Genomic DNA, 21,476 nt, shown 5'->3' with positions numbered 1-21,476 from the left:
TTTTAAAAAGCTATTGTTCATTGTACCTTACAAAAAAAGTCATCAAATGAAGAAATTGATTTTAATAATACTACTAATTTTCATTTCAAATAGTGTGTTTGCACAAACTATTGAAAATCTGAAAACATTCAAAGAAGTCGCTACATTTCTTGAAAAAGAAATAAACAAAGAATACACTTTTGAAGCAATTTTTGAAGGTGAAGATGAAATCGATACTGAAGACTTTAACGAAGTAGTTCAAAAAATAGATTTAGATAACGATGGGGACACCGATTTAGTTATAGATTATATAGGTGATACGATTTTCATTCTAAACAAAGACAATGATACATTTAAGGAAATAAAAATGCTTGATGTTAGCAGAATTTATAAAAATGAAGATTTAGAATCCATCTCTATGGAACGTATCAAAAATCAAACATTCTTTATTCGAAAAATAAAAATATCAAAATTTGATGTTGAGAAATATAAAAACATCATTGTAGAAAAAAATCAAAAGGATTTCCAATACGATCGAGAAAAAAATAAAGTAGTAGCGGTAATTCGTGATTTTTACTTTCGAAAAGATACTTTGGTAATTAAATATGGAGAATTCGTACAACTAAATAGCAAGTGGACAAAACATACAAACGAAATCAAAGAAATTCATTTTGAAGCAACTCCTTGTTACGGAAGCTGTCCTGCTTTTGAAATGAAAATAACTTCAGATGGAAATTTGGAATATCATGGAAAGCGATTTGTTAATTTTAAAGGTCAAAAAAAACTAAAACTGCGTTCTGAAGAAGTTAAAACGTTGTTCAGACTCATTGAATATACGGACGTGAAAAGCTTAAAAGATCGGTATGCTGTAAATGCAACAGACAATCCTTCAGCAATCCTTAAAGTCACTTTTAAAAACGGAGATGTAAAAGAAATCTACGATTATGGACGTTTCGGGACATACAATCTTCGTGTGATCTACAAAAAACTTTTTGAGATAAATAATAATATAAAGTAACATGTAAAAGGTTGTAGTGCGTATGCTTCATAATAAATGCTGAATTTAATCAATTCTATGCGTAAATTTCTCCGACAAATTCATAGTTGTATATTATTTAGAATGAAAAAAAAGAGCTAAAACTCAGGAAGTTTTGAGAATATCGAAATTTAAAACGCCTGTATTGCTAAATTCGTAATTTAAAGTCTCTTTTGAGAGTTATTTTGAGTTTTATTCAACAAAATCGAATATTAGCTAAAAATAATTTCGATAAAATAATGTTCTACTGTCGATTTTTAAAAATCAAGATAATTTCGTAATTTTGCAAGACTTTCAAAACACTAAAAAAACGAATATATGGCCTTTGATATTGACATGATAAAAAAGGTTTACGAAACAATAGTGGAGCGTGTAGACAAAGCACGCGAAATTACTGGTAAACCATTAACACTTTCAGAAAAAATACTGTACTCGCATTTATGGGATGGAATGGCAGACAAAGCGTTTGTAAGAGGAAAAGACTATGTTGACTTTGCTCCAGATCGTATTGCTTGTCAAGATGCAACTGCACAAATGGCATTATTGCAATTTATGCAAGCTGGAAAAAGCAAAGTAGCAGTTCCTACAACCGTTCACTGTGACCACTTAATCCAAGCAAAAGTTGGAGCAAGTACCGATTTACAATCTGCCATGAACAACAGTAGCGAAGTATTCAATTTCTTAGAGTCAGTATCAAACAAATACGGAATCGGATTCTGGAAACCAGGCGCAGGAATTATTCACCAAGTAGTATTAGAAAACTATGCTTTTCCAGGTGGAATGATGATTGGAACGGATTCGCATACGGTAAATGCAGGTGGATTAGGAATGGTTGCCATCGGAGTTGGTGGTGCAGATGCCGTTGATGTTATGGCAGGAATGCCTTGGGAATTAAAATTTCCAAAACTAATCGGTGTAAAACTTACAGGAAAAATTTCAGGTTGGGCAGCACCAAAAGACGTAATATTAAAAGTAGCTGGAATTGTTTCTGCAAAAGGAGGAACAGGCGCTATCGTTGAATATTTTGGACCTGGAGCCATCTCAATGTCTTGTACAGGAAAAGGAACTATCTGTAACATGGGAGCTGAAATTGGAGCAACAACTTCAACATTTGGTTACGATGAATCCATGGAACGTTATTTACGTGCCACAGATAGAAGTGATGTAGCTGACGCAGCAAATGAAGTAAAAGACTATCTTACGGGAGATGCAGAAGTATATGAAAACCCAGAACAATATTTCGATCAAGTGATTGAAATCAACTTGTCTGAACTTGGACCATTACTAAACGGACCATTTACGCCAGACTTATCTACAACGGTTGGAAAAGAAATGACAGAAAGAGCACAGGAAAATGACTGGCCAATGCAAGTAGAATGGGGATTAATTGGTTCTTGTACCAACTCATCTTACGAAGATTTATCAAGAGCAGCTTCTATTGCACAACAAGCGTTAGACAAAGGCTTAAAAACAAAAGCAGAGTTTGGAATCAATCCAGGATCTGAGCAAGTACGCTACACAGCTGAACGTGACGGAATTCTAGATGTTTTTGAAAAGCTAGACGCAAAAATATTTACAAACGCCTGCGGACCATGTATTGGACAATGGGCACGTTACAATGATCCGAAAAATGCACCAAAAAACAGTATTGTTCACTCGTTCAACAGAAACTTTGCAAAACGTGCAGACGGAAACCCAAATACACACGCATTCGTAGCCTCACCAGAAATTACAGCGGCAATCGCAATCGCTGGACGTTTGGATTTTAATCCGATGACAGATACGTTAATCAACGAAAACGGAGAAGAAGTAATGCTAGACGAGCCAACAGGCTGGGAATTACCTCCAAAAGGATTTGACGTAAAAGACAACGGTTACTTAGCTCCAGAAGAAGATGGAAGCAATGTGGTAATCTCAGTAAAAGAAGATTCTGAGCGTTTACAATTATTAACTCCATTTGAACCACTTGGAGATTCTATTACAGGAGCAAAACTATTAATCAAAGCACACGGAAAATGTACAACAGACCATATTTCTATGGCAGGACCATGGTTGCGTTTCCGCGGACATTTAGATAATATTGCAAACAATACCTTAATTGGAGCCGTAAACGCATTCAACATGAAAACCAATTTCGTGAAGAATCAACTAAATGGAGAATATGATGCAGTTCCAAAAACGCAAAGAGCTTACAAGGCAGCTGGAATCAAAACCATTGTAGTTGGAGATCACAACTACGGTGAAGGTTCTTCTCGTGAGCATGCAGCAATGCAACCAAGACATCTTGGAGTTGCAGCAGTATTGGTAAAATCATTTGCACGTATACACGAAACAAACTTGAAAAAACAAGGAATGTTAGGATTAACGTTTGCCAATGAAAATGATTACGATTTAATTCAAGAAGATGATACTTTCAACTTCTTAGACTTAAACGAATTTGCACCAAACAAACCATTAACTATCGAAGTAGTTCATGCAGATGGAAGCAAAGACACAATTGTAGCAAATCATACATACAACCAAAGTCAGATTGACTGGTATAATGAAGGTTCTGCATTAAACTTAATTAAAAAAGAAAACAACGCTTAGTCACTCAAAACTAGCAAGTTTATCATACAAAGACTCTGAATGAAAATTCAGGGTCTTTTTTTGTTAATAATTGAAAGACTAGAAATGTTGAAGAAAAATACAGATGTAATTATAATAAATAACTTACTTTTGACGTTACAATGTCATAGTATTGCTGCTATTCCATTTTAAGAAGCCTTAAGTAAAAATTTAAGGCTTTTTTCTTTTTTAATTGAAGAATTAAAATTTTGAATCATAAATAAATCCACAGAACAAAGACAAACCTATAAACATTTGGCAAAACGCTGATTAATTAAGAAATTTGCAATCTAAACTTGAATTCTTGAGAGTCACGTTACAATTTTCCCTAGAAAACCCTACTGTCGTAAAGCAACAATTGTTGTTGTGGAGTCAGCAATATCATGAAGTAGTTTGGCTCGATTCAAATAATTATCACGCACAAAATAGTGAATTTGACGCAATACTAGCAGTAGATGCGTTGACACTTCTACAAACCGATTACATACAAGCTTTTCAGAAACTAAACGAATATCAACAAACGACAAACGATTGGATTTTTGGCTATTTATCCTACGATTTAAAAAATGATGTAGAGCATTTAATTTCTCAAAACTACGATGGTTTACACTTTCCAGAATTGTATTTTTTTCAACCTAAAAAAGTATTCTTACTCAAAGGAAATATTCTTGAAGTCCAGTATTTAAAAGTGATTGATGATGAATTGGAAGCAGACATTCAGGAGATATTTAATACAAAAATAGACGCTGAATTATTCACGCATAAAGATTCTAACAAAGAATATCGTCCCAAAATAAAACTCCGCATTCACAAAGACGAGTACCACGAAAAAGTCACGAAATTGCTTGAACATATTCATCGTGGCGATATTTACGAAGCAAACTTTTGTCAAGAATTCTATGCTGAAAATGCAGAAATTGATCCGCTTTCAACCTATACGCACTTAAACGCGATTTCAAAACCGCCTTTTGCAACCTATATGCGATTGAGTGACAAATACATTCTTTCGGCTTCACCTGAACGTTACATCAAGAAAAAAGGGACGAAAATCACGTCGCAACCTATCAAAGGAACAGCAAAACGTTCTACGGATATTTTAGAAGATCAACAACTGATAGAAAATCTGCAAAATGACGAAAAAGAACGTGCCGAAAATATTATGATTGTCGATTTAGTCCGTAATGATCTCGCAAAAACAGCCGTCAAAGGAAGCGTGCAAGTTGAAGAACTATGCAAAATTTACACATTTGACCAAGTACATCAAATGATTTCCACAGTCGTTTCAGAAGTAACAGAAAACCAAAATCCTGTAGCAATTCTACAAACAACCTTTCCTATGGGAAGTATGACTGGCGCACCAAAAATTTCTGCGATGCAAATCATAGAAAATTTAGAAGAAACCAAACGCGGAATCTATTCGGGTGCGATTGGTTATTTTACACCAAACAATGATTTTGATTTCAACGTCGTTATTCGTTCCATTCTCTACAATAGCAGTAAAAAATACGTTTCCTATTCGGTTGGTGGCGCTATTACGGCAAAATCCATTCCTGAAAAAGAATACGAAGAATGTTTAATTAAGGCAAAAGCGATGCGAGAAGTGTTGGAAAACTAACATTTCTAAGCCGTTTTTATTGATAATTCGTCTAATTAATTATCTTTGGGAATACTAAGTATAATAAGGGATTTACTCTGTTTAATCTATTCGTTTGCTAGGAAATGTAGAAAAACATATTGCTGAAAATTTACCATTTTTAAAGCAGTCAAAACTATTGATCGCTATCAGTGGCGGATTAGACAGCGTAGTGTTGGCAAATTTGCTATACAAACTAGATTTTTCAATAGCTTTTGCACACTGTAATTTTCAATTGCGAGGCGAAGAAAGTAACGAAGATGAAGTTTTTGTAAAAACATTAGGTAATTCATTAAAAGCGGGAGTTTTTACAAAGAAATTTAATACAGAAACATATGCAAACGAACAAAAGTTGTCCATTCAAATGGCAGCAAGAGCCTTGCGCTACGAGTGGTTTCAAGAGATTGCAGACAAATTTCAATATGATTATATCTTAACAGCGCACCATCAAGATGATATGTTGGAAACGTTCTTAATCAATCTGTCACGCGGCACAGGAATCGATGGTTTAACAGGAATTCCTCAGCAAAACGGAAACATTGTGCGTCCATTATTGCCGTTTACACAAGTAGATATTCTAGCGTATGCGAAAAATAACAATTTGCTATGGCGAGAAGATAGCAGTAATGCTTCTACAAAATATGTTCGGAATAAAATACGACACGATATTGTACCGTTATTAAAGGAATTGCATCCTACGTTTATGAAAAACTTTCAGGCAACACAGCAACACTTGCAAGAAAGTAACAGTATTATAAAAGACGCTATTCAAAAGCTTCAAGCAGAAATTATCACAGAAGTTTCAGATGGGAATTATTCAATTGAAATTGAAGCAATTCAACAACAAAAATTTCCAAAAGCATATTTATTTGAGTTGCTTCGCGATTTTGGTTTCCATGAATGGCAAGATGTAAAAGATTTGCTAAACGCACAAAGTGGAAAACAAGTATTTTCTGCTAAATATCGATTGATTAAAGATAGAACGCAACTATTCATCCAAAAGCGCAATCAAAAAGAAGAAGTTTCTGAGTTTTTAATACAAGATTCAGAATCTATCATAAAAACACCTATTCGGTTGCAAATCGAAGAAGTAACACGCATAACTGACAAAGGGAAAAACGTCTTATATATTGATAAAGACTTGTTAAAATTTCCCTTAACCGTAAGAAAATGGCAAAACGGAGACTACTTTTATCCTGTTGGGATGAAGGGAAAAAAAAAGGTAAGCAAATACTTTAAAGATGAAAAGTACTCATTGATAGACAAAGAAAATCAATGGTTGCTATGCAACGAAAACGACATTATATGGATTATTGGAAAACGTTCCGACAATCGATATAAATTAACTAAACTAACTAAAACTATTATTAAGCTAACATTGCAATGAAATGCGTCATGAAAAATTGTGAAACCCTACAACATTTAGATTGACAAATTCCATCTGACAATTGAAAACAACAACTAACACCAGATGAAAAAATTATTCACGCTCTTACTATTATGCCTGTCCAGTTTTGCTGTACATGCACAAATGGATGATCCTGTACAATGGACGACGGAAATTGAAAAAATTTCAGATACAGAATTCAATCTAATTTACAAAGCTGAAATTAAAACAAAATGGCGCTTATATTCTCAGTATTTGACTGAAAATAGCGGATATCCAACAGAATTCATGTACGATTCTGTACAACAAATCAACGATTTTAAACTTGTTGGAAAAAATAAAGAAAGCAAGGGAATTACAAAATTTGATAAAGTATTTCAGGCGGAACTCACTTATTTTACTGGAACAACAACATTTACGCAAAAAGTAAAAGTCATCAATCCTAATTTGACGACAATTACTTCAGAAGTAACTTATCAAAGCTGTGATGATGAAAAATGTGTGTTGGGCGATGAAAAATTCACTTTTCAACTTCCTGGTCGTGAAGCTGTTGCTGAAAATGCTTTCCAAAACGAACAACCTAAAGTATTTGATCCTGTACAGTGGAAAGGTTCTGTCATACAATATTCAGACGAAGAATACGAATTGGTCATGACAGCTTCCATAGAAGACAAATGGCACTTGTACTCGCAACGCAGTTATGGTGACGACGGACCATTTCCAACAGAATTTACATTTTTGGAAGAAGGAATCGGTTACGAAGCCATCGGAAAAGTAACAGAATCAGACACCAAGGAAGTATTTGATAAAGTATTTCAAAAAAATATCTCCTTTTACGAAAAAGAAGCAGTATTTAGACAGCAAATCATTGTAAAAGATACACTTACAAAGAAAATCACAGCAGAAGTATTATTCATGGTTTGTGATGACGAAAAATGCTTGCCACCAACGGTAAAAACGATCAAATTTGATTTAGAAAAAGCAATAGTAAAAAGTGAAAAGAAAAAGCCAAAAAGAAGTTTGTGGGCAACATTTTTTATAGCTTTCGGACTTGGGTTTGGAGTATTATTGACACCTTGTGTATTTCCAATGATTCCCATGACGGTAAGTTTCTTTACAAAACAAAGTAAAACCAGAGCCGAAGGAATTAGAAATGCCTTATTGTATGGTTTATTCATCATCATCATTTACACAGGATTAGGAACAGCAATGTCTGCCTTATTCGGATCTAATTTTATGTATGATCTTTCTACGGGCGTACCTTTTAACTTAATCATGTTTTTTGTACTGCTCATATTTGCTTTCTCATTTATGGGCGCATTTGAAATCATGCTGCCAAATTCTTGGATGAATAAAGTAGATCAACAATCCAATAGAGGTGGAATTATAGGAATCTTCTTTATGGCATTGGCCTTGGCGGTAGTTTCTTTCTCATGTACATTTCCAATCGCAGGAACGGCATTATTAGAAGCTGCAACCATTGGTGGAATCACGCCAATTATTAGTATGTTAGGATTCTCGTTTGCAATTGCAATTCCATTTGCACTATTTGCCATTTTCCCAGGTTGGATGAATTCACTTCCAAAATCTGGAGGTTGGTTAAATACCGTAAAAGTTGTTCTAGGATTTTTAGAATTAGCCTTTGCATTTAAGTTTTTATCGATGGTAGACATCGTTTTAGACTTGCATATTTTAGACAGAGAAGTTTTCTTAGCCATATGGGTTGCAATCTTCGGAACATTGGCAATGTATCTCTTTGGGAAAATTCAGTTGCCGCATGACAGTCCGTTGCAAAAAATATCTGTTGGTAGAGCATGTTTAGGAATGTTAACCTTAGCATTTACCATATACATGTTGCCAGGATTGTGGGGCGCACCGTTAAAACTAATCAGTGGTTTTCCGCCACCAATGAATGGAAATAGCGAATCGCCTTATGGTGTTGGATATACAAAGAAAACGCAGGCTAGTGTTAACTATTCTGATGTAAGCAAAGATGCGCCAATATTGGAAGAAGAAGTTTCGCATGAAGGACCACATGGTATTATTGCTTTCTTAGATTATGAAAAAGGATTGGAATACGCTAAAAAAGTGAACAAACCAGTTATGATTGATTTTACAGGGAAAACATGCGTCAACTGTCGTAAAATGGAAGAACAAGTTTGGACAGAAGGCAACATTCTCAGCATGATAAAAAATGATGTGGTGTTAATTTCACTATATGCAGACAACAGAAAAAAGCTTCCAAAAGCTGAGCAATACGAATCAAAAATTACAGGAAATAGCATTCGTACCATAGGAGATAAGTGGAAAGAATTCCAGCAAGTAAATTACAACACCAATGCACAACCTTTATATGTAATTCAAGACGTAAACGGTAACGATATTTCAGAAGCTGTTGCGTACACGCCAGATCCGATAGCATACGAAAAGTGGCTTAGCGATGGAATCAAAGCTTTCAAAGAAAAAAGTAACTAACCAATATACCAAATGAAAAAAATAACGAAAAGTTTATTCATACTCTTGCTTGTCGCAGTTTTTATAGCTTGTGAAGGCGATAAAAAAGAAACTGCAAAAAATTATACAGAAGCAGAAGTTGCTGAACATTCAAAACGTTTAAATAATTGGTTTCAAGAACAATTTAAGCAAGACTTAAAAAATTCGCCACAAATGCAAACACGTATTGGCGACAAAACTGATTATGACAAGTGGGATGATATTTCGCCTGCGGCAGAAGAAGAAAGACTTCAGATAGCAAAAGATCGTTTAAAATGGTTAAATGAAAACGTAGATGAAACAGCTTTAGACGCTTCTGCGGCGTTGAGTTACAAATTGTACAAACAACAAATGAGCAATCATATTGAAGATTACAAATACCGATTGTACAATTACCCACTAAATCAAATGCATGGAATGCAAGCAGAAATTCCTGCTTTCCTCATAAACATGCATCAAATCAAAGATAAAAAAGATGCAAAGGCATACATTTCGCGTTTAAATGGTTTAAACAACCTTTTCACACAAGTGGAAGCAAATCTAAAAGAGCGTGAAAAAGCAGGAATCATGCCTCCAAAATTTGTATTCGATCATGTTATTAACGATGCTGCAAACATCATCAAAGGAAAACCATTTGACAACAGTGCTAAAAACAGTACGCTTTGGGAAGATTTCACTACAAAAATTGCCAATCTCGATTTGCTCGATGAAGATCGTAAAAAGCTGGAAAAACTTGCAGAAGAAGCATTATTAAAATCGGTTCGTCCAGCATTTGGTTCACTAATTCTATTACTAGAAGAACAACGAAAACGTGCTACTGACAAAGATGGCGCTTGGAAATTCCCTGATGGCGATGCATTCTATAACAACGCTTTAGCAAGAACGACAACGACGAATATGACTGCTGATGAAATTCACGAACTTGGTTTGCGCGAAGTAGATCGTATTCAATTTGAAATGAAAAAAATCAAAACGCAGGTTGGTTTCAAAGGTTCTTTACAAGAATTCTTCGTCTTCATGAAAAATGACAAACAATTTTACTATCCTGCAACTGATGAAGGGCGCAAAGCGTATATGGACAAAGCAACGGAAATCATCAACACAATGAAATCACGCTTAGATGAACTATTCATCACCAAACCAAAAGCAGACATTCAAGTAAAAGCTGTAGAAGCATTCCGTGAAAAATCTGCTGGAAAAGCATTCTACCAACAACCGGCTTTAGATGGTTCGCGACCAGGAACATACTATGCAAACATGTACCGAATGGAAGCCATGCCAAACTATCAAATGGAAGCGTTGGCGTATCACGAAGGTATTCCAGGGCATCACATGCAAATTGCCATTGCACAAGAACTCAAAGAAGTACCAATGTTTCGAAAATTTGGTCGTTACACGGCATACGTAGAAGGTTGGGGATTGTACTCAGAATTCATTCCAAAAGAAATGGGCTTCTATAGCGATCCGTATTCAGACTTCGGACGCTTGGCAATGGAATTATGGCGTGCCTGCCGATTGGTGGTTGATACGGGAATTCATTCTCGCAAATGGACGCGACAAGAAGGAATCAATTACTATGTGACAAATACGCCGAATGCGGAATCGGATGCCATCAAAATGGTAGAACGTCATATTGTAATGCCAAGTCAGGCAACGGCTTACAAAGTTGGAATGAACAAAATCATTGAACTCCGAAAAAACGCCAAAGAAAAACTAGGAGCGAAGTTTGACATTCGAGAATTTCACGAAGTTGTATTAAGCAACGGAGCTGTTCCGCTAAACGTTTTGAGCGATTTAGTAGACGAGTGGATTGCGAGTAAGCAATAATCAATATCACATAAAAATAATAAAACGAGTACTGAATGGTGCTCGTTTTTTATTTACCCAAAACCTAAAACCTAAAACCCCAACACCTCTTTCATCACTTCCGTGAGATTTGTTCAAGTTTCAATTGAAAATTTGTATCTACTGAAGTGATTTAAACTTTTCGGGTTTAAGCGAAAATTAGAAGTTTTAAGTACTGTTGAAGGCTTTTTTGAGTTTCATAGCAGTGTTACGGAACGAAAAAAAGACGAAAACAGGGCTGAAAAACAGTAATTTTTTAGCAAATCAAAAAAGTTTAAATCACTTCACTATAAAAAATATGAAAACAACAACCATTCTCTTTGTTTTCGTAAGGTTTGAAACTTCTTTGTAGCAGAACTCCTTTAGTATACTTTAGATCGTTCTCTGAGCGCCAAACATTACATTAAACGTATAATTAGAATGAAAACATTAGACATAAAAAAAAACGGATACAATTTGCATCCGCTTTTAAATCATATAATAAAATCAATAATTACTTGATAATTAATTTCTTAGTTGTAGAAGCATCGTCTGATGTTAAGGTAACAAAGTAGATTCCAGTTTTTAAATTTAAGCTTAAATCTTGGCTACTTCTAGATCCACTCATTTCAATAACCTCCAAAGTACGACCATTGATATCAGTAATGGTTATTTCTTGTATAGCAATTCCTCTATTTCTGATAGTAAATTTTCCGTTTGATGGATTCGGGTAAATTGAAAAGTCACTACCTGTAAAATCAAACACATCTGTTGAAAGTGTAGTACAAGACATTTCACCACATGCAGGTTGGTCAAACGGGGTAGTATTGTTAGTATTCCAATTAGCCGGATCATGTATAGTAGCTCTTAAAACAGCTACATCATCATCTTCTAAATCAGTACAGTTATACACAGCATTATCTACTTCAGGAGAAATAGCAACAGATGTTCCAGGGTTTGAAGCAAAAACAGCTGGTTGTGCAGAAGTAGTAGAACTTGAAGCATCTGCATCCCAACCACCATTCATTTGAATAGCTGCAATAAAACCAGATTCGTCAGTAGAACTAGGTGTATTTGCAGGATCATAAGCAAAGATTTGATCTCCGCTGGTTGCTAAACTTAATCCACTACCAGTTAGAGTTCCAGCACTCATTCCATTACCATCTTCAATAGCAGCAAATGGAACTGCCGTAATCGAAACTTGCGTTCCACAGGTTAAAGGCATTGTAAATTCTAGTGTACAAGTATTTTCTCCTGTACGGAATCCGCCAGCAGCTAACCAACCATTTTCAGTAAAACTAATCTGTTCTCCAGCAGTCACATCACGTAGCAATACAAACGTAAATTCGTCTTGTGAACCATCAGGGTTTCCACCATTATCACCTTGATAACCTGTAAAGGCAATATCTCCTAATGACCACTGTCCGTAAGAAATTTGAGTGAAAAAGGCTGTAAATAAAGCTATAATAAGTAATTTTTTTGTCATAATTAATTTGTTTATTTTCGTGCAAATTACAAAAAAAAATCGCATTAAGACACTGTTTACAATATCTTAATGCAATTTAAAGTTAGCTTCTTGAAGGGAAAGTTCCTTGTAAAGCAATGATATAATTAATACCCAAAAATGGATTTCTAATGCTAAAAGATTGTCCGTTTCCTGTTGCTAGTGAGTTAACGCTACCACTTAAGGCAGAACTAGAAGGAGCAAGGCTAGCATCTGCAGAACTTGGAGCTGCATATAAATTTTCAATACCACTTGCTAAAATATTACCTTCGGCTTCATCAGTAGTACCTTCATCGTTAAAGGCAGGTAAACTTACTGCTGCATTTACTGAACTTCCTGTAAAAGATACCGTATGAAAGTGATTTGGTAATTCCATTAGAGTAAGAGTTTTTGTTTCTTGACCGCCTCTTTGACCTAATTTAATATCTGAGAGTCCTGGTCCTCGACCTTGTTGAATAGGACTTCTTCCTCGTAGATCAGGTAAAGCAAATGTAGTTCTTCCGTCACCACCATAAGTTGTCCCTAAAAGAGAAAATAATGCTTGGTTTTGATTTATAGGCAATAATTGTCCTTCGCACAATGCCCAACCTCTTGGAGCAAAGTTTCCTGCAAACATTACGATTTGCGCTAAAAATGGATTCATAATATATTTTTTTAATTAATTAATTAATTTTGATTTATAAGAGCCATTACTTAGCTTCTTGATGGATATACACCAACCATTGCAATAATAAAGTTGATTCCTTCAAAAGGATTTCTAATATAGAAAGATTGGTTTCCTCCTGTAGGTAATGAATTAACACTACCGCTAAGTGCAGCATTAGAAGGTGCTAAATTGGCATCGGCAGAACTTGGAGCCGCGTATAATTTATCAATACCACTTGCCAAGATATTTCCTTCAGCTTCGTCAGTAGTACCTTCATCATTAAAAGCTGGTAAGCTTACTGCCGCATTTACATTATTACCTGTAAAATTAACTGTATGACTGTGGTTTGGCATTTCTAGAACATTAAGTGTGTGGTACTCAGCACCACCTCTTTGCCCAAGTTTAATGTTTGACAAACCTGGACCAGTTCCTGGTTGAATGGCAGTTCTACCTCTTAAATCAGGTAAAGCAAATGTGGTTCTACCATCACCTCCGTAAGTTGTCCCTAAAATAGAAAACAACGCTGAGTGCGATGAGATAGCTAATAATTGTCCTTGGCAAAATGCCCAACCTCTTGGTGCAAAATTTCCTCCGAACATAACAATTTCTCCGATAAATGGATCCATAATAATATAGTTTATAAGGTTAAAAGAATAAAGATAGCATTTTTTGTTTAATACTATCATTTTCAAAAATATAAGTATTCTATCATTATTGTAATGGTCAAATCACTCAAAAATAAAAACAGGTAGAAGTACGTAATTCTATGTGTAAAATATTTTTTTAAGTAAGAATTGTAGAAAATAGAATCAGATATTTTAGTATTTTTAAGCCATACTAACTACAAAACTTAAATTATTATGGCAGTAAACACTATTTGTTTAAAAACAGCTGAAGCTTGGACAAAAGCTTGGAGAGGTCAAGATGGAACTTTTGACGATCACAAAGACTTAAAAGCATTTTTAATTCCACTTGAAGATTTGCAAGAAGTTATAAAAGAACCAAATGTAGCAAATGTAAGAGCTTATATTGGTGTTGATACTACAGATGATAACAAACCGCATCTAATTATTGTAGGTGTGAATGCAGCAGGAGAAGATATTATTTATAAAGCGGCAAAAGAAGGTTGCGACGATAGTGATGGAACTGTAAACACAGGATTGTATGATTTCTCAGATCCTTGTCCTAACACTTGCGATAAAACCAGTCCTTTATATGGACCTCAATAATTAAGACTTTTATTATTTAGTCTTACAAAAACATGGGCATTGCAGACTATCAAATTATAGTTTCAAATATTGGCAAAATTGTATTAGGTATTAATACAATTTTATTTCTTATAGTTTTTTTCAGAAATGAAAAAGCCTATAAGATTTTTACAGGATATCTATTTTTGATGTCTATAGTTCAATTTTTTACATATTACCTATGGAAAGAAGGCGTATATAATTTACATTTAGCACATTATTATTTGACAACTCAATTCATTATTTTGAGTTTGTTTTATTACACTCTTTTTAAAAATAAAACTCAAAAATGGTTAGTTATTTCAGTCTTGATAATTATAGTCATTATATTAATAATACAATCTTATATTTTACCTGAATTATTATATAGATTTAATTTGCTAGAAATTGTTTTAACCTCTTTGCCAATTGTATTTTTTAGTGTAATTCAATTTTATAATTCATTAAGTGAAAAAAGAAAATTCATGTATGTTAATTCAGGTATTTTTATATATATACTAACAAGTACTTTAATTTTTTGCTCAGGAAATATTGTAAACGATATTACTACTGAATTTAGAACATTGCTTTGGTTTATGAATGTTATACTATATTTGGTATATCAACTATTAATCTCGGCTGAATGGTTTCTTAATTTTAGAAAAAAAGACAAAGAAGTTTCTACATAATGACAATTTTATGTCAAAAACTAAAAAACATATATGAACGAACTTTTTTCAGGAGATAATAAAATAATAACCATTGTTATTCTAGGAGCAATATTAATGTTAGTGATGGCGCTGACGTTAATATTGTTTTTCTATTTATCGCGAAAAAAAATCATTCAAAAAGAATTAGAAAAGAAAACGTTAGAGCTCAACCATCAAAAAGAAATGCTCAAAGCTACCATTGTAGCACAAGAAGCAGAACGAAACCGAATTGCGCAAGATTTACACGATGCCATTAGTGCCAAACTAAATGTGGTCTCGCTAAGTGCAAATTTTTTGTTGGAGGAAGAAAATGTTACTCCACAAGAAACAGAAGAAATTATCAATCACATGTTAAAAGTCACTAATAAAACGATTGAAAGTTCTCGAAAAATAGCACATAACTTATTGCCGCCAATTCTTGAAAAATTTGGTTTAGGAGCAGCTTTAGAAGAATTATGTGACGAATTCAGTAACAGCAAAAAAGTGAGTGTTTCTTCAAGAATTGATTACAAAGTAGGCAAATTATCAGAAAATGACGAATTACATGTTTTCAGAATCGTACAAGAATTAATAAACAATTCCATGCGTCACGGAAAAGCCAAAGAAATAGCATTAAATTTTAAACCCGAAAAAGAAAACTTATGCTTATATTACCGAGACGACGGATTAGGGTTTGATACCAACAAAATAGGCGTTCAAAAAGGATTAGGATTACGAAATATTGAAAGTAGAGTATCATTATTAAATGGAGAAATAGTCTTTCGTAGTGAAAAATTAAAAGGAGTTGAAGTAGAAATTACCATATAAATTACACCACCATGGAAACACCAATGATAAAAATAGCTATTGCCGATGACGAAGCGCTTTTTAGAGCAGGAATGTCATTTATACTCACGCGTGTTAAAAATTTTGAAATAGTCTTTGAGGCAGAAAATGGTTCTGATTTACTTGACAAATTAAAAAACTCCAAAGAAAAACCTGATGTAGTACTTATGGACCTAAAAATGCCCTTACTCAATGGTGTAGAAAGTACCAAAATACTTCAAAAAGAATACCCTGAAATCAAAGTTATCGCTGTAACGAGTTACGACGGTAAATCGTTCATTACAAATATGATAGATGTCGGAGCTTCCTCTTATTTGCTCAAAAACACATCGCCAAAAATTGTAGTGCATACCATCAATGAAGTGCATGCAAAAGGTTTCTATTATGACGAACGCGTTTTAAAAATCATTCATGAAAACTTACTGTCTGCCAAAAGCAAACGTATCAAAAGTGATTTAGACAACAATCTTCTCACAAAAAGAGAAAAAGAAATATTAGAACTCATTTGTAACCAATACACTACCAATGAAATAGCCGAAAAACTATTCATAAGTCCACGAACGGTAGAAGGTCACAGAAACAACTTACTTCTAAAAACAGAATCCAAAAATGTTGCCGGTTTGGTCATTTACGGAATCCAGAAAAAACTCATAGAACTCTCTCCAGATTTCTAAAAAAACTTTCGTACACTCTCAATAATTTCTACACTTCCGTAGAATACCTCTGCGTACGCAAAAATCAACTTTTATTATAAATTAAAAAATATTGGGTAACATAATCTTGTTAGCTGAACTCTATCATTGAATCACGTGATTAACGGTGGCATCCGAAAAACCAACTAACAATAGAGTAGGAACCAAAATAATTTTTTAATTATGAAAAAAAAAGTAAACCAAAAATTCGCTTTAAAACTTAACAAAAAAGCAGTAGCAAGCATCAAAGGTGGCGCAGCTAGCGCAGGAGCAAACGGTCATGCAGCAGCAGCATCAGGACAAGCTAAAGATACTTGCCAATGGTCTTCATGTAACAACTGTCACTCATTAAAATGTAAAGTAAGTTAAATTACACTTTCCTAAAAAATTACAAATAACAAAACTTAATAGTATGAAAAAAAATAAAAAACTAAAATTAAATAAAATCAACTTAGTAAAATTTGAAAACATTGAAGAATTAAAAGGTGGAGCAGATTCAGCATATTGCTGGACAAAACCTATAAAATTTTGTATTCTTTCAAAAAAAGATATTGATTGCACACCACCAGAACCAATTGATATTACATTACCATCGCCTATTGGTAACTAAAAAACTATAATTTGTGAGCCTAGAATTAAATTTCTAGGCTTTCTAATTATCAGGAATATTATTTTTACTTTTGACGGCAAGAAGCAACATACATGAAGAAAAATATATTCATTGCCATAGAAGGAATAGACGGAAGTGGAAAAAGTACACAAGCAAAAAACATTGCAAAACGCTTAGAAGCCGAAGGTCACAAAGTATATCTCACTTTTGAGCCAACAGACATGCGTATAGGAAAAATGATTCGTAGCATTCTTGGCGGACAAGAAAAAGCCGATGAAAAAGTAATCGCAGCTTTATTTGTCGCAGACAGATTAGATCATATTCTTCATGAAACCAACGGAATTCTCAAAAAACTTGCAGAAGGTTACACCGTAATCACCGATCGTTACTACTTTTCTTCGTATGCCTATCACGGTGCACATATGGACATGGATTGGGTCATTCAATCCAACAAAATGGCGGCAGATATCCTAAAACCTACCGTAAATATATTTGTAGATGTTTCTCCAGAAGTTGCCATGAAACGTATCAATGCAAATCGTGAAACAGTTGAAATCTACGAAACGCTAGACAATCTCAAAGCAGTACAATCACAATACTTACAAGCATTTAAAAAACTACAACACGAAGAAAATATTGTCAAAGTAAATGGCGATGAAACTCCAGAAAATGTCACAGAAGCACTCTGGAACATTATCCAACAAGAATTATAACTTCCAAACAACACACTACAAATAAAAAAAATATCTTCAACCGAAGATATTTTTTCATTTTACCAAAACCCAAAACCCAAAACCCAAAACCCAAAACCCAAAACCCAAAACCCAAAACCCAAAACCCAAAACCCAAAACCCAAAACCCAAAACCCAAAACCCAAAACCCAAAACCCAAAACCCAAAACCCAAAACCCAATAACCGTGTTTTCCCTAAAAATAAAAGTATTTTCTCCCTAAAAAATAACCGTGTTTTTCCTGTATCAAATTAGAGAATAGACTCTATAAAATCATATTTACTATAGATAGCTTTGTTTCACAATCAAAAGCAGCGCAATCAAGTAAAAAAATATGATTAACAAATTTGTCGATAAACTAAATGCTGATGGACTAGCAACTTACATCAATACCTTACAAGGAATTACGGTTAAGTTGGGAGCTCAAAATGTCGCAGAAATTCAATCTGACGAAAACAATATTGACAGTGACAATCTATTAGTAACCATTGTAAGAATAGAAGAAGAAAGTACGCTAAAAAACTTTCCAAACAAACGACTCATAGAAGACGCTGGAGTGTTTAAAGTAGACAAACGTTTTCCAAAAATTCACCTAAACTATTACTTATTATTCTCTTGTACGCTACAATATGACAAAGCTGTGGCGGTGATATACAAAACGATAAAATACTTTCAAAATCAACGAAAATTTGCCTTTACGGCGGATGAAGACGATATCGAACTCAATATGGAACTATGTTCACCGAGTTTTGAACAACTCAACAACATTTGGGGAATGTTGGGAGGAAAACAAATACCGAGCATACTATACAAAGCTAGAGTTTCTGCATTAGAAAGAGACATTGCCAAACCAACGCCAGTAATTACAACCATAGGATCTGAGTCCAAACACTATGAGTAGATTCAAATACATATATGCACCAATAGCTATTATAAAGCTAACTCATGCAGATGAACTTGCAACAGAAAGTAATGTGAAAATTTACCCTAATGCAACAACTGAAAAGCTCTTTGACAAACACAAGCTTCTTGTAAAAATGACGCCAGAAGGATTTGTAGTACTCTACAAAAAACAAGAAGAATTTGTTGCGGAAACTGTAGACAATGTATTGATAATTGATGGTGAAGAAGTAATAGACAAAAAAATAGTGGGTTACACATCCACAATGCCCGATCCTACTTACGCAAACTGGCTACCAGAAGTAATTGATTTAGATTTAGAATTTTACGCAATAGCCAATCAAAAATACAGAAACGACACCAACTGGAACAACTTACCACTCAATGACTTTGTAGTATACAGTTCCACAGACCTTACAGGAACTATCACATCAAAAACTACGATCAATGAAAAAATTCAGCCAGATGCCATCTTACAACTCAACATAACAGCAGCAAACATAGCTACACCAGCGGAGCTAACTTTTGAAATAAATAAAACATAAAAAAACACTTTAAATCATAAATATTATGCCTAGTACATTAAAAACACCAGGAGTTTATATTGAGGAAATTGTAAAATTTCCACCTTCTGTCGCACAAGTAGAAACAGCGATCCCTGCATTCATAGGTTATACAGAGAAAGCTACGAAAAAAATCAGTGGAGATTTACACATGATTCCAACACGTATTACATCACTGTTGCAATACGAAACATACTTTGGTTCTGCAAAACCAGAAACTTCTATCAATGTAACGGTTACTGACGATATCAATGGCGATCAAACCATAGAAGTAACACAACCAACAAGCAAGCAACCGTTTATCATGTATTATGCAATGCAACTATACTTTGCAAATGGTGGTGGACCATGCTACATAACTTCTGTGGCACAATATGGAGATGGTTCTTTAACAACAATTCTAGATACCAGTGCATTAAAAGCTGGATTAGATGAAGTTGCAAAAGTAGACGAACCAACACTCATCGTATTTCCTGACGTAAGCAGAGCAGACTCTGATGCTAAAGCATTTTATGGTTTATACAACGATGCATTAACACAATGTAACAAACTACAAGATCGTTTTACTATAATTGACACACATGGAAGCGATCCATCTTCTGATCCAGATCCGTATGTAGAAAGCTTACGCGACGAAATCAACGGAAGCAAAGACTTTGCAAAATATGGAGCAGCATACTATCCGTATCTAGAAACAATTCTTGATTACAAAATTGATCCAGATGCAATCATTATCAATCATATTGACAACTTCGGAACTGCAAATGCAGCCGAAAAAATCAAAGGAAACTTAGCAAAAGTAAACACTGATGCGGTAACAGTTTTAGACAATATAATCACAACAATAGGTTCATTTAACACTACAGGATTTGCAGGTAAACTTGCAGATGTAGTTACCTATTTATACAATGATAATGCGCCAGACGAAGGTTTTGATATTAGTGGAACAAAAAACTTTGACAGTCCTAGACCAGCAAATTTACATGTTGATTTAGAAGAATTACTCACAGAAATAGCGGCGTTAATAGCACTCAAAGACAAAGCAAAAGTTGAAACTGATGCAACAGTATTAGCACTAGAAGAAGAACTTCCGCTTGCAAGTATTGATGCGATAAAAGCCAAGCTAAAAGAACTGACAGACTTATTTGATGCAACTGACACCATTGAAAAGCAATATGACGAATTAGTAAAACTGACAAACTCTCTAAAAAAACACATTCTTAAAGCAGATACTGCAAAAATAGAAAGTACAATAGACTCAGGAGCTAAAAACATTGTAGCAGTTATTGGAGCAATGACAACGGCAACTTCGCCAGCTCCAGCAGATGATACAGACACCACACTATTTGATGGAGTTGCAACAAAATTTGACGAACTAAACACGCTAGTTGCTACAGAAATTGACAAAGACACAAACAACGGCGCAATGCACGGAAGAACTCTAAGTACGTTAGAAACTGACGACAATGCAACATACAACAAAATAAAAGCAGCAATCAACAATCTTCCAATGGAATTGCCACCAAGTTCTGCCATTGCTGGAATTTACGCAAGAGTAGACAGTACAAGAGGAGTTTGGAAAGCACCTGCAAATGTAAGTCTAAACTATGTAGTAAAACCTACAGTAAGAGTTACCAATGACATTCAAGATAGACTAAATGTCGATACAAAGGCAGGAAAATCAGTCAATGCCATTCGTTCTTTCACAGGAAAAGGTGTCATGGTTTGGGGCGCAAGAACCTTGGCAGGAAACGACAATGAATGGCGCTACATTTCAGTAAGACGCTTCTTCAATATGGTAGAAGAATCAGTGAAAAAAGCGAGTGACCAATTTGTATTTGAAGCAAACGACGCGAACACTTGGGTACGTATCCGATCGATGATTGAAAACTTCTTAACCAATCAATGGAAAGCTGGAGCATTAGCAGGAGCTACCACAGACGAAGCATATTATGTAAAAGTTGGACTCAACCAAACAATGACCGCAGATGATATTCTTAACGGAATCATGAATGTAGAAATTGGAATGGCAGTAGTACGTCCAGCAGAATTCATCGTACTGAAGTTCTCTCACAAAATGCAAGAATCATAAAAAATTCTCAAAAAAACAA

Annotated in this window: 19 protein-coding genes; 16 read left to right on the top strand and 3 right to left on the bottom strand. The window is 34.6% G+C overall.

Annotated features, from left to right (window positions below; translation table 11 throughout):
- The first annotated feature begins 46 nt into the window (after window positions 1-46).
- The 6 genes from KAOT1_RS07045 to KAOT1_RS07020 all read left to right on the top strand — a co-directional run bounded on the left by KAOT1_RS07045 (window position 47) and on the right by KAOT1_RS07020 (window position 10,962).
- Entirely contained in the window at window positions 47-997 is a 951-nt protein-coding gene (locus KAOT1_RS07045; protein WP_007094067.1) for a DUF6438 domain-containing protein, read from the top strand.
- Between the two features lie 336 nt (window positions 998-1,333).
- Window positions 1,334-3,604 (top strand): aconitate hydratase, encoded by a 2,271-nt coding sequence (locus tag KAOT1_RS07040; RefSeq protein ID WP_007094066.1) that lies wholly within the window; start codon window positions 1,334-1,336, stop codon window positions 3,602-3,604.
- 322 nt (window positions 3,605-3,926) lie between these two features.
- On the top strand, window positions 3,927-5,237 hold the full coding sequence (pabB, locus tag KAOT1_RS07035; RefSeq protein WP_040559389.1) for an aminodeoxychorismate synthase component I: 1,311 nt from the start codon (window positions 3,927-3,929) through the stop codon (window positions 5,235-5,237).
- A 94-nt stretch (window positions 5,238-5,331) separates the two neighbouring features.
- Window positions 5,332-6,642 carry a tRNA lysidine(34) synthetase TilS gene (tilS, locus tag KAOT1_RS07030; RefSeq protein ID WP_007094064.1) on the top strand — a complete coding sequence of 437 codons (1,311 nt, stop codon included), beginning with the start codon at window positions 5,332-5,334 and terminating at the stop codon, window positions 6,640-6,642.
- A gap of 84 nt (window positions 6,643-6,726) precedes the next feature.
- Window positions 6,727-9,117: a protein-disulfide reductase DsbD family protein gene (locus KAOT1_RS07025; RefSeq protein WP_007094063.1), complete on the top strand. Its 2,391-nt coding sequence runs from the start codon at window positions 6,727-6,729 to the stop codon at window positions 9,115-9,117.
- Window positions 9,118-9,129: 12 nt separating this feature from the next.
- Window positions 9,130-10,962, top strand: a complete 1,833-nt coding sequence (locus tag KAOT1_RS07020) for a DUF885 domain-containing protein (protein WP_007094062.1) — start codon at window positions 9,130-9,132, stop codon at window positions 10,960-10,962.
- Window positions 10,963-11,473: 511 nt separating this feature from the next.
- Here KAOT1_RS07020 and KAOT1_RS07015 read toward each other — a convergent pair.
- From KAOT1_RS07015 to KAOT1_RS07005, 3 genes are all read right to left on the bottom strand, one after another.
- On the bottom strand, window positions 11,474-12,445 hold the full coding sequence (locus KAOT1_RS07015; protein WP_007094061.1) for a T9SS type A sorting domain-containing protein: 972 nt from the start codon (window positions 12,443-12,445) through the stop codon (window positions 11,474-11,476).
- A gap of 82 nt (window positions 12,446-12,527) precedes the next feature.
- On the bottom strand, window positions 12,528-13,106 hold the full coding sequence (locus tag KAOT1_RS07010) for a phage tail protein (protein WP_007094060.1): 579 nt from the start codon (window positions 13,104-13,106) through the stop codon (window positions 12,528-12,530).
- Window positions 13,107-13,156: 50 nt separating this feature from the next.
- Entirely contained in the window at window positions 13,157-13,735 is a 579-nt protein-coding gene (locus tag KAOT1_RS07005; RefSeq protein ID WP_007094059.1) for a phage tail protein, read from the bottom strand.
- A 234-nt stretch (window positions 13,736-13,969) separates the two neighbouring features.
- Between KAOT1_RS07005 and KAOT1_RS07000 the strand changes: the two genes are divergently transcribed.
- From KAOT1_RS07000 to KAOT1_RS06950, 10 genes are all read left to right on the top strand, one after another.
- Entirely contained in the window at window positions 13,970-14,338 is a 369-nt protein-coding gene (locus tag KAOT1_RS07000) for a hypothetical protein (RefSeq protein WP_007094058.1), read from the top strand.
- Window positions 14,339-14,370: 32 nt separating this feature from the next.
- Window positions 14,371-15,024: a hypothetical protein gene (locus KAOT1_RS06995; RefSeq protein WP_007094057.1), complete on the top strand. Its 654-nt coding sequence runs from the start codon at window positions 14,371-14,373 to the stop codon at window positions 15,022-15,024.
- A 33-nt stretch (window positions 15,025-15,057) separates the two neighbouring features.
- The gene (locus tag KAOT1_RS06990) at window positions 15,058-15,852 is read left to right on the top strand and encodes a sensor histidine kinase (RefSeq protein ID WP_007094056.1); all 795 of its coding nucleotides are present in this window, start codon (window positions 15,058-15,060) and stop codon (window positions 15,850-15,852) included.
- A gap of 11 nt (window positions 15,853-15,863) precedes the next feature.
- Entirely contained in the window at window positions 15,864-16,544 is a 681-nt protein-coding gene (locus KAOT1_RS06985) for a response regulator transcription factor (protein ID WP_007094055.1), read from the top strand.
- Between the two features lie 201 nt (window positions 16,545-16,745).
- Entirely contained in the window at window positions 16,746-16,931 is a 186-nt protein-coding gene (locus KAOT1_RS06980; RefSeq protein ID WP_007094054.1) for a hypothetical protein, read from the top strand.
- Between the two features lie 43 nt (window positions 16,932-16,974).
- The gene (locus tag KAOT1_RS06975; protein ID WP_007094053.1) at window positions 16,975-17,172 is read left to right on the top strand and encodes a hypothetical protein; all 198 of its coding nucleotides are present in this window, start codon (window positions 16,975-16,977) and stop codon (window positions 17,170-17,172) included.
- Between the two features lie 92 nt (window positions 17,173-17,264).
- Window positions 17,265-17,885: a dTMP kinase gene (tmk, locus tag KAOT1_RS06970; RefSeq protein WP_007094052.1), complete on the top strand. Its 621-nt coding sequence runs from the start codon at window positions 17,265-17,267 to the stop codon at window positions 17,883-17,885.
- A gap of 351 nt (window positions 17,886-18,236) precedes the next feature.
- Window positions 18,237-18,803 carry a DUF4255 domain-containing protein gene (locus tag KAOT1_RS06960; protein WP_007094050.1) on the top strand — a complete coding sequence of 189 codons (567 nt, stop codon included), beginning with the start codon at window positions 18,237-18,239 and terminating at the stop codon, window positions 18,801-18,803.
- Window positions 18,796-19,347 (top strand): hypothetical protein, encoded by a 552-nt coding sequence (locus tag KAOT1_RS06955; protein ID WP_007094049.1) that lies wholly within the window; start codon window positions 18,796-18,798, stop codon window positions 19,345-19,347. The genes KAOT1_RS06960 and KAOT1_RS06955 overlap by 8 nt, the downstream gene beginning before the upstream one ends.
- Before the next feature lie 25 nt (window positions 19,348-19,372).
- Window positions 19,373-21,457 (top strand): phage tail sheath C-terminal domain-containing protein, encoded by a 2,085-nt coding sequence (locus tag KAOT1_RS06950; protein WP_007094048.1) that lies wholly within the window; start codon window positions 19,373-19,375, stop codon window positions 21,455-21,457.
- Window positions 21,458-21,476: the final 19 nt, after the last annotated feature.

It is taken from the genome of Kordia algicida OT-1 (assembly GCF_000154725.1).
GTDB lineage: Bacteria > Bacteroidota > Bacteroidia > Flavobacteriales > Flavobacteriaceae > Kordia > Kordia algicida.
The sequence above is the reverse complement of the archived record's forward strand: the minus strand, read 5'-3'. Positions and strand labels throughout refer to the sequence as shown.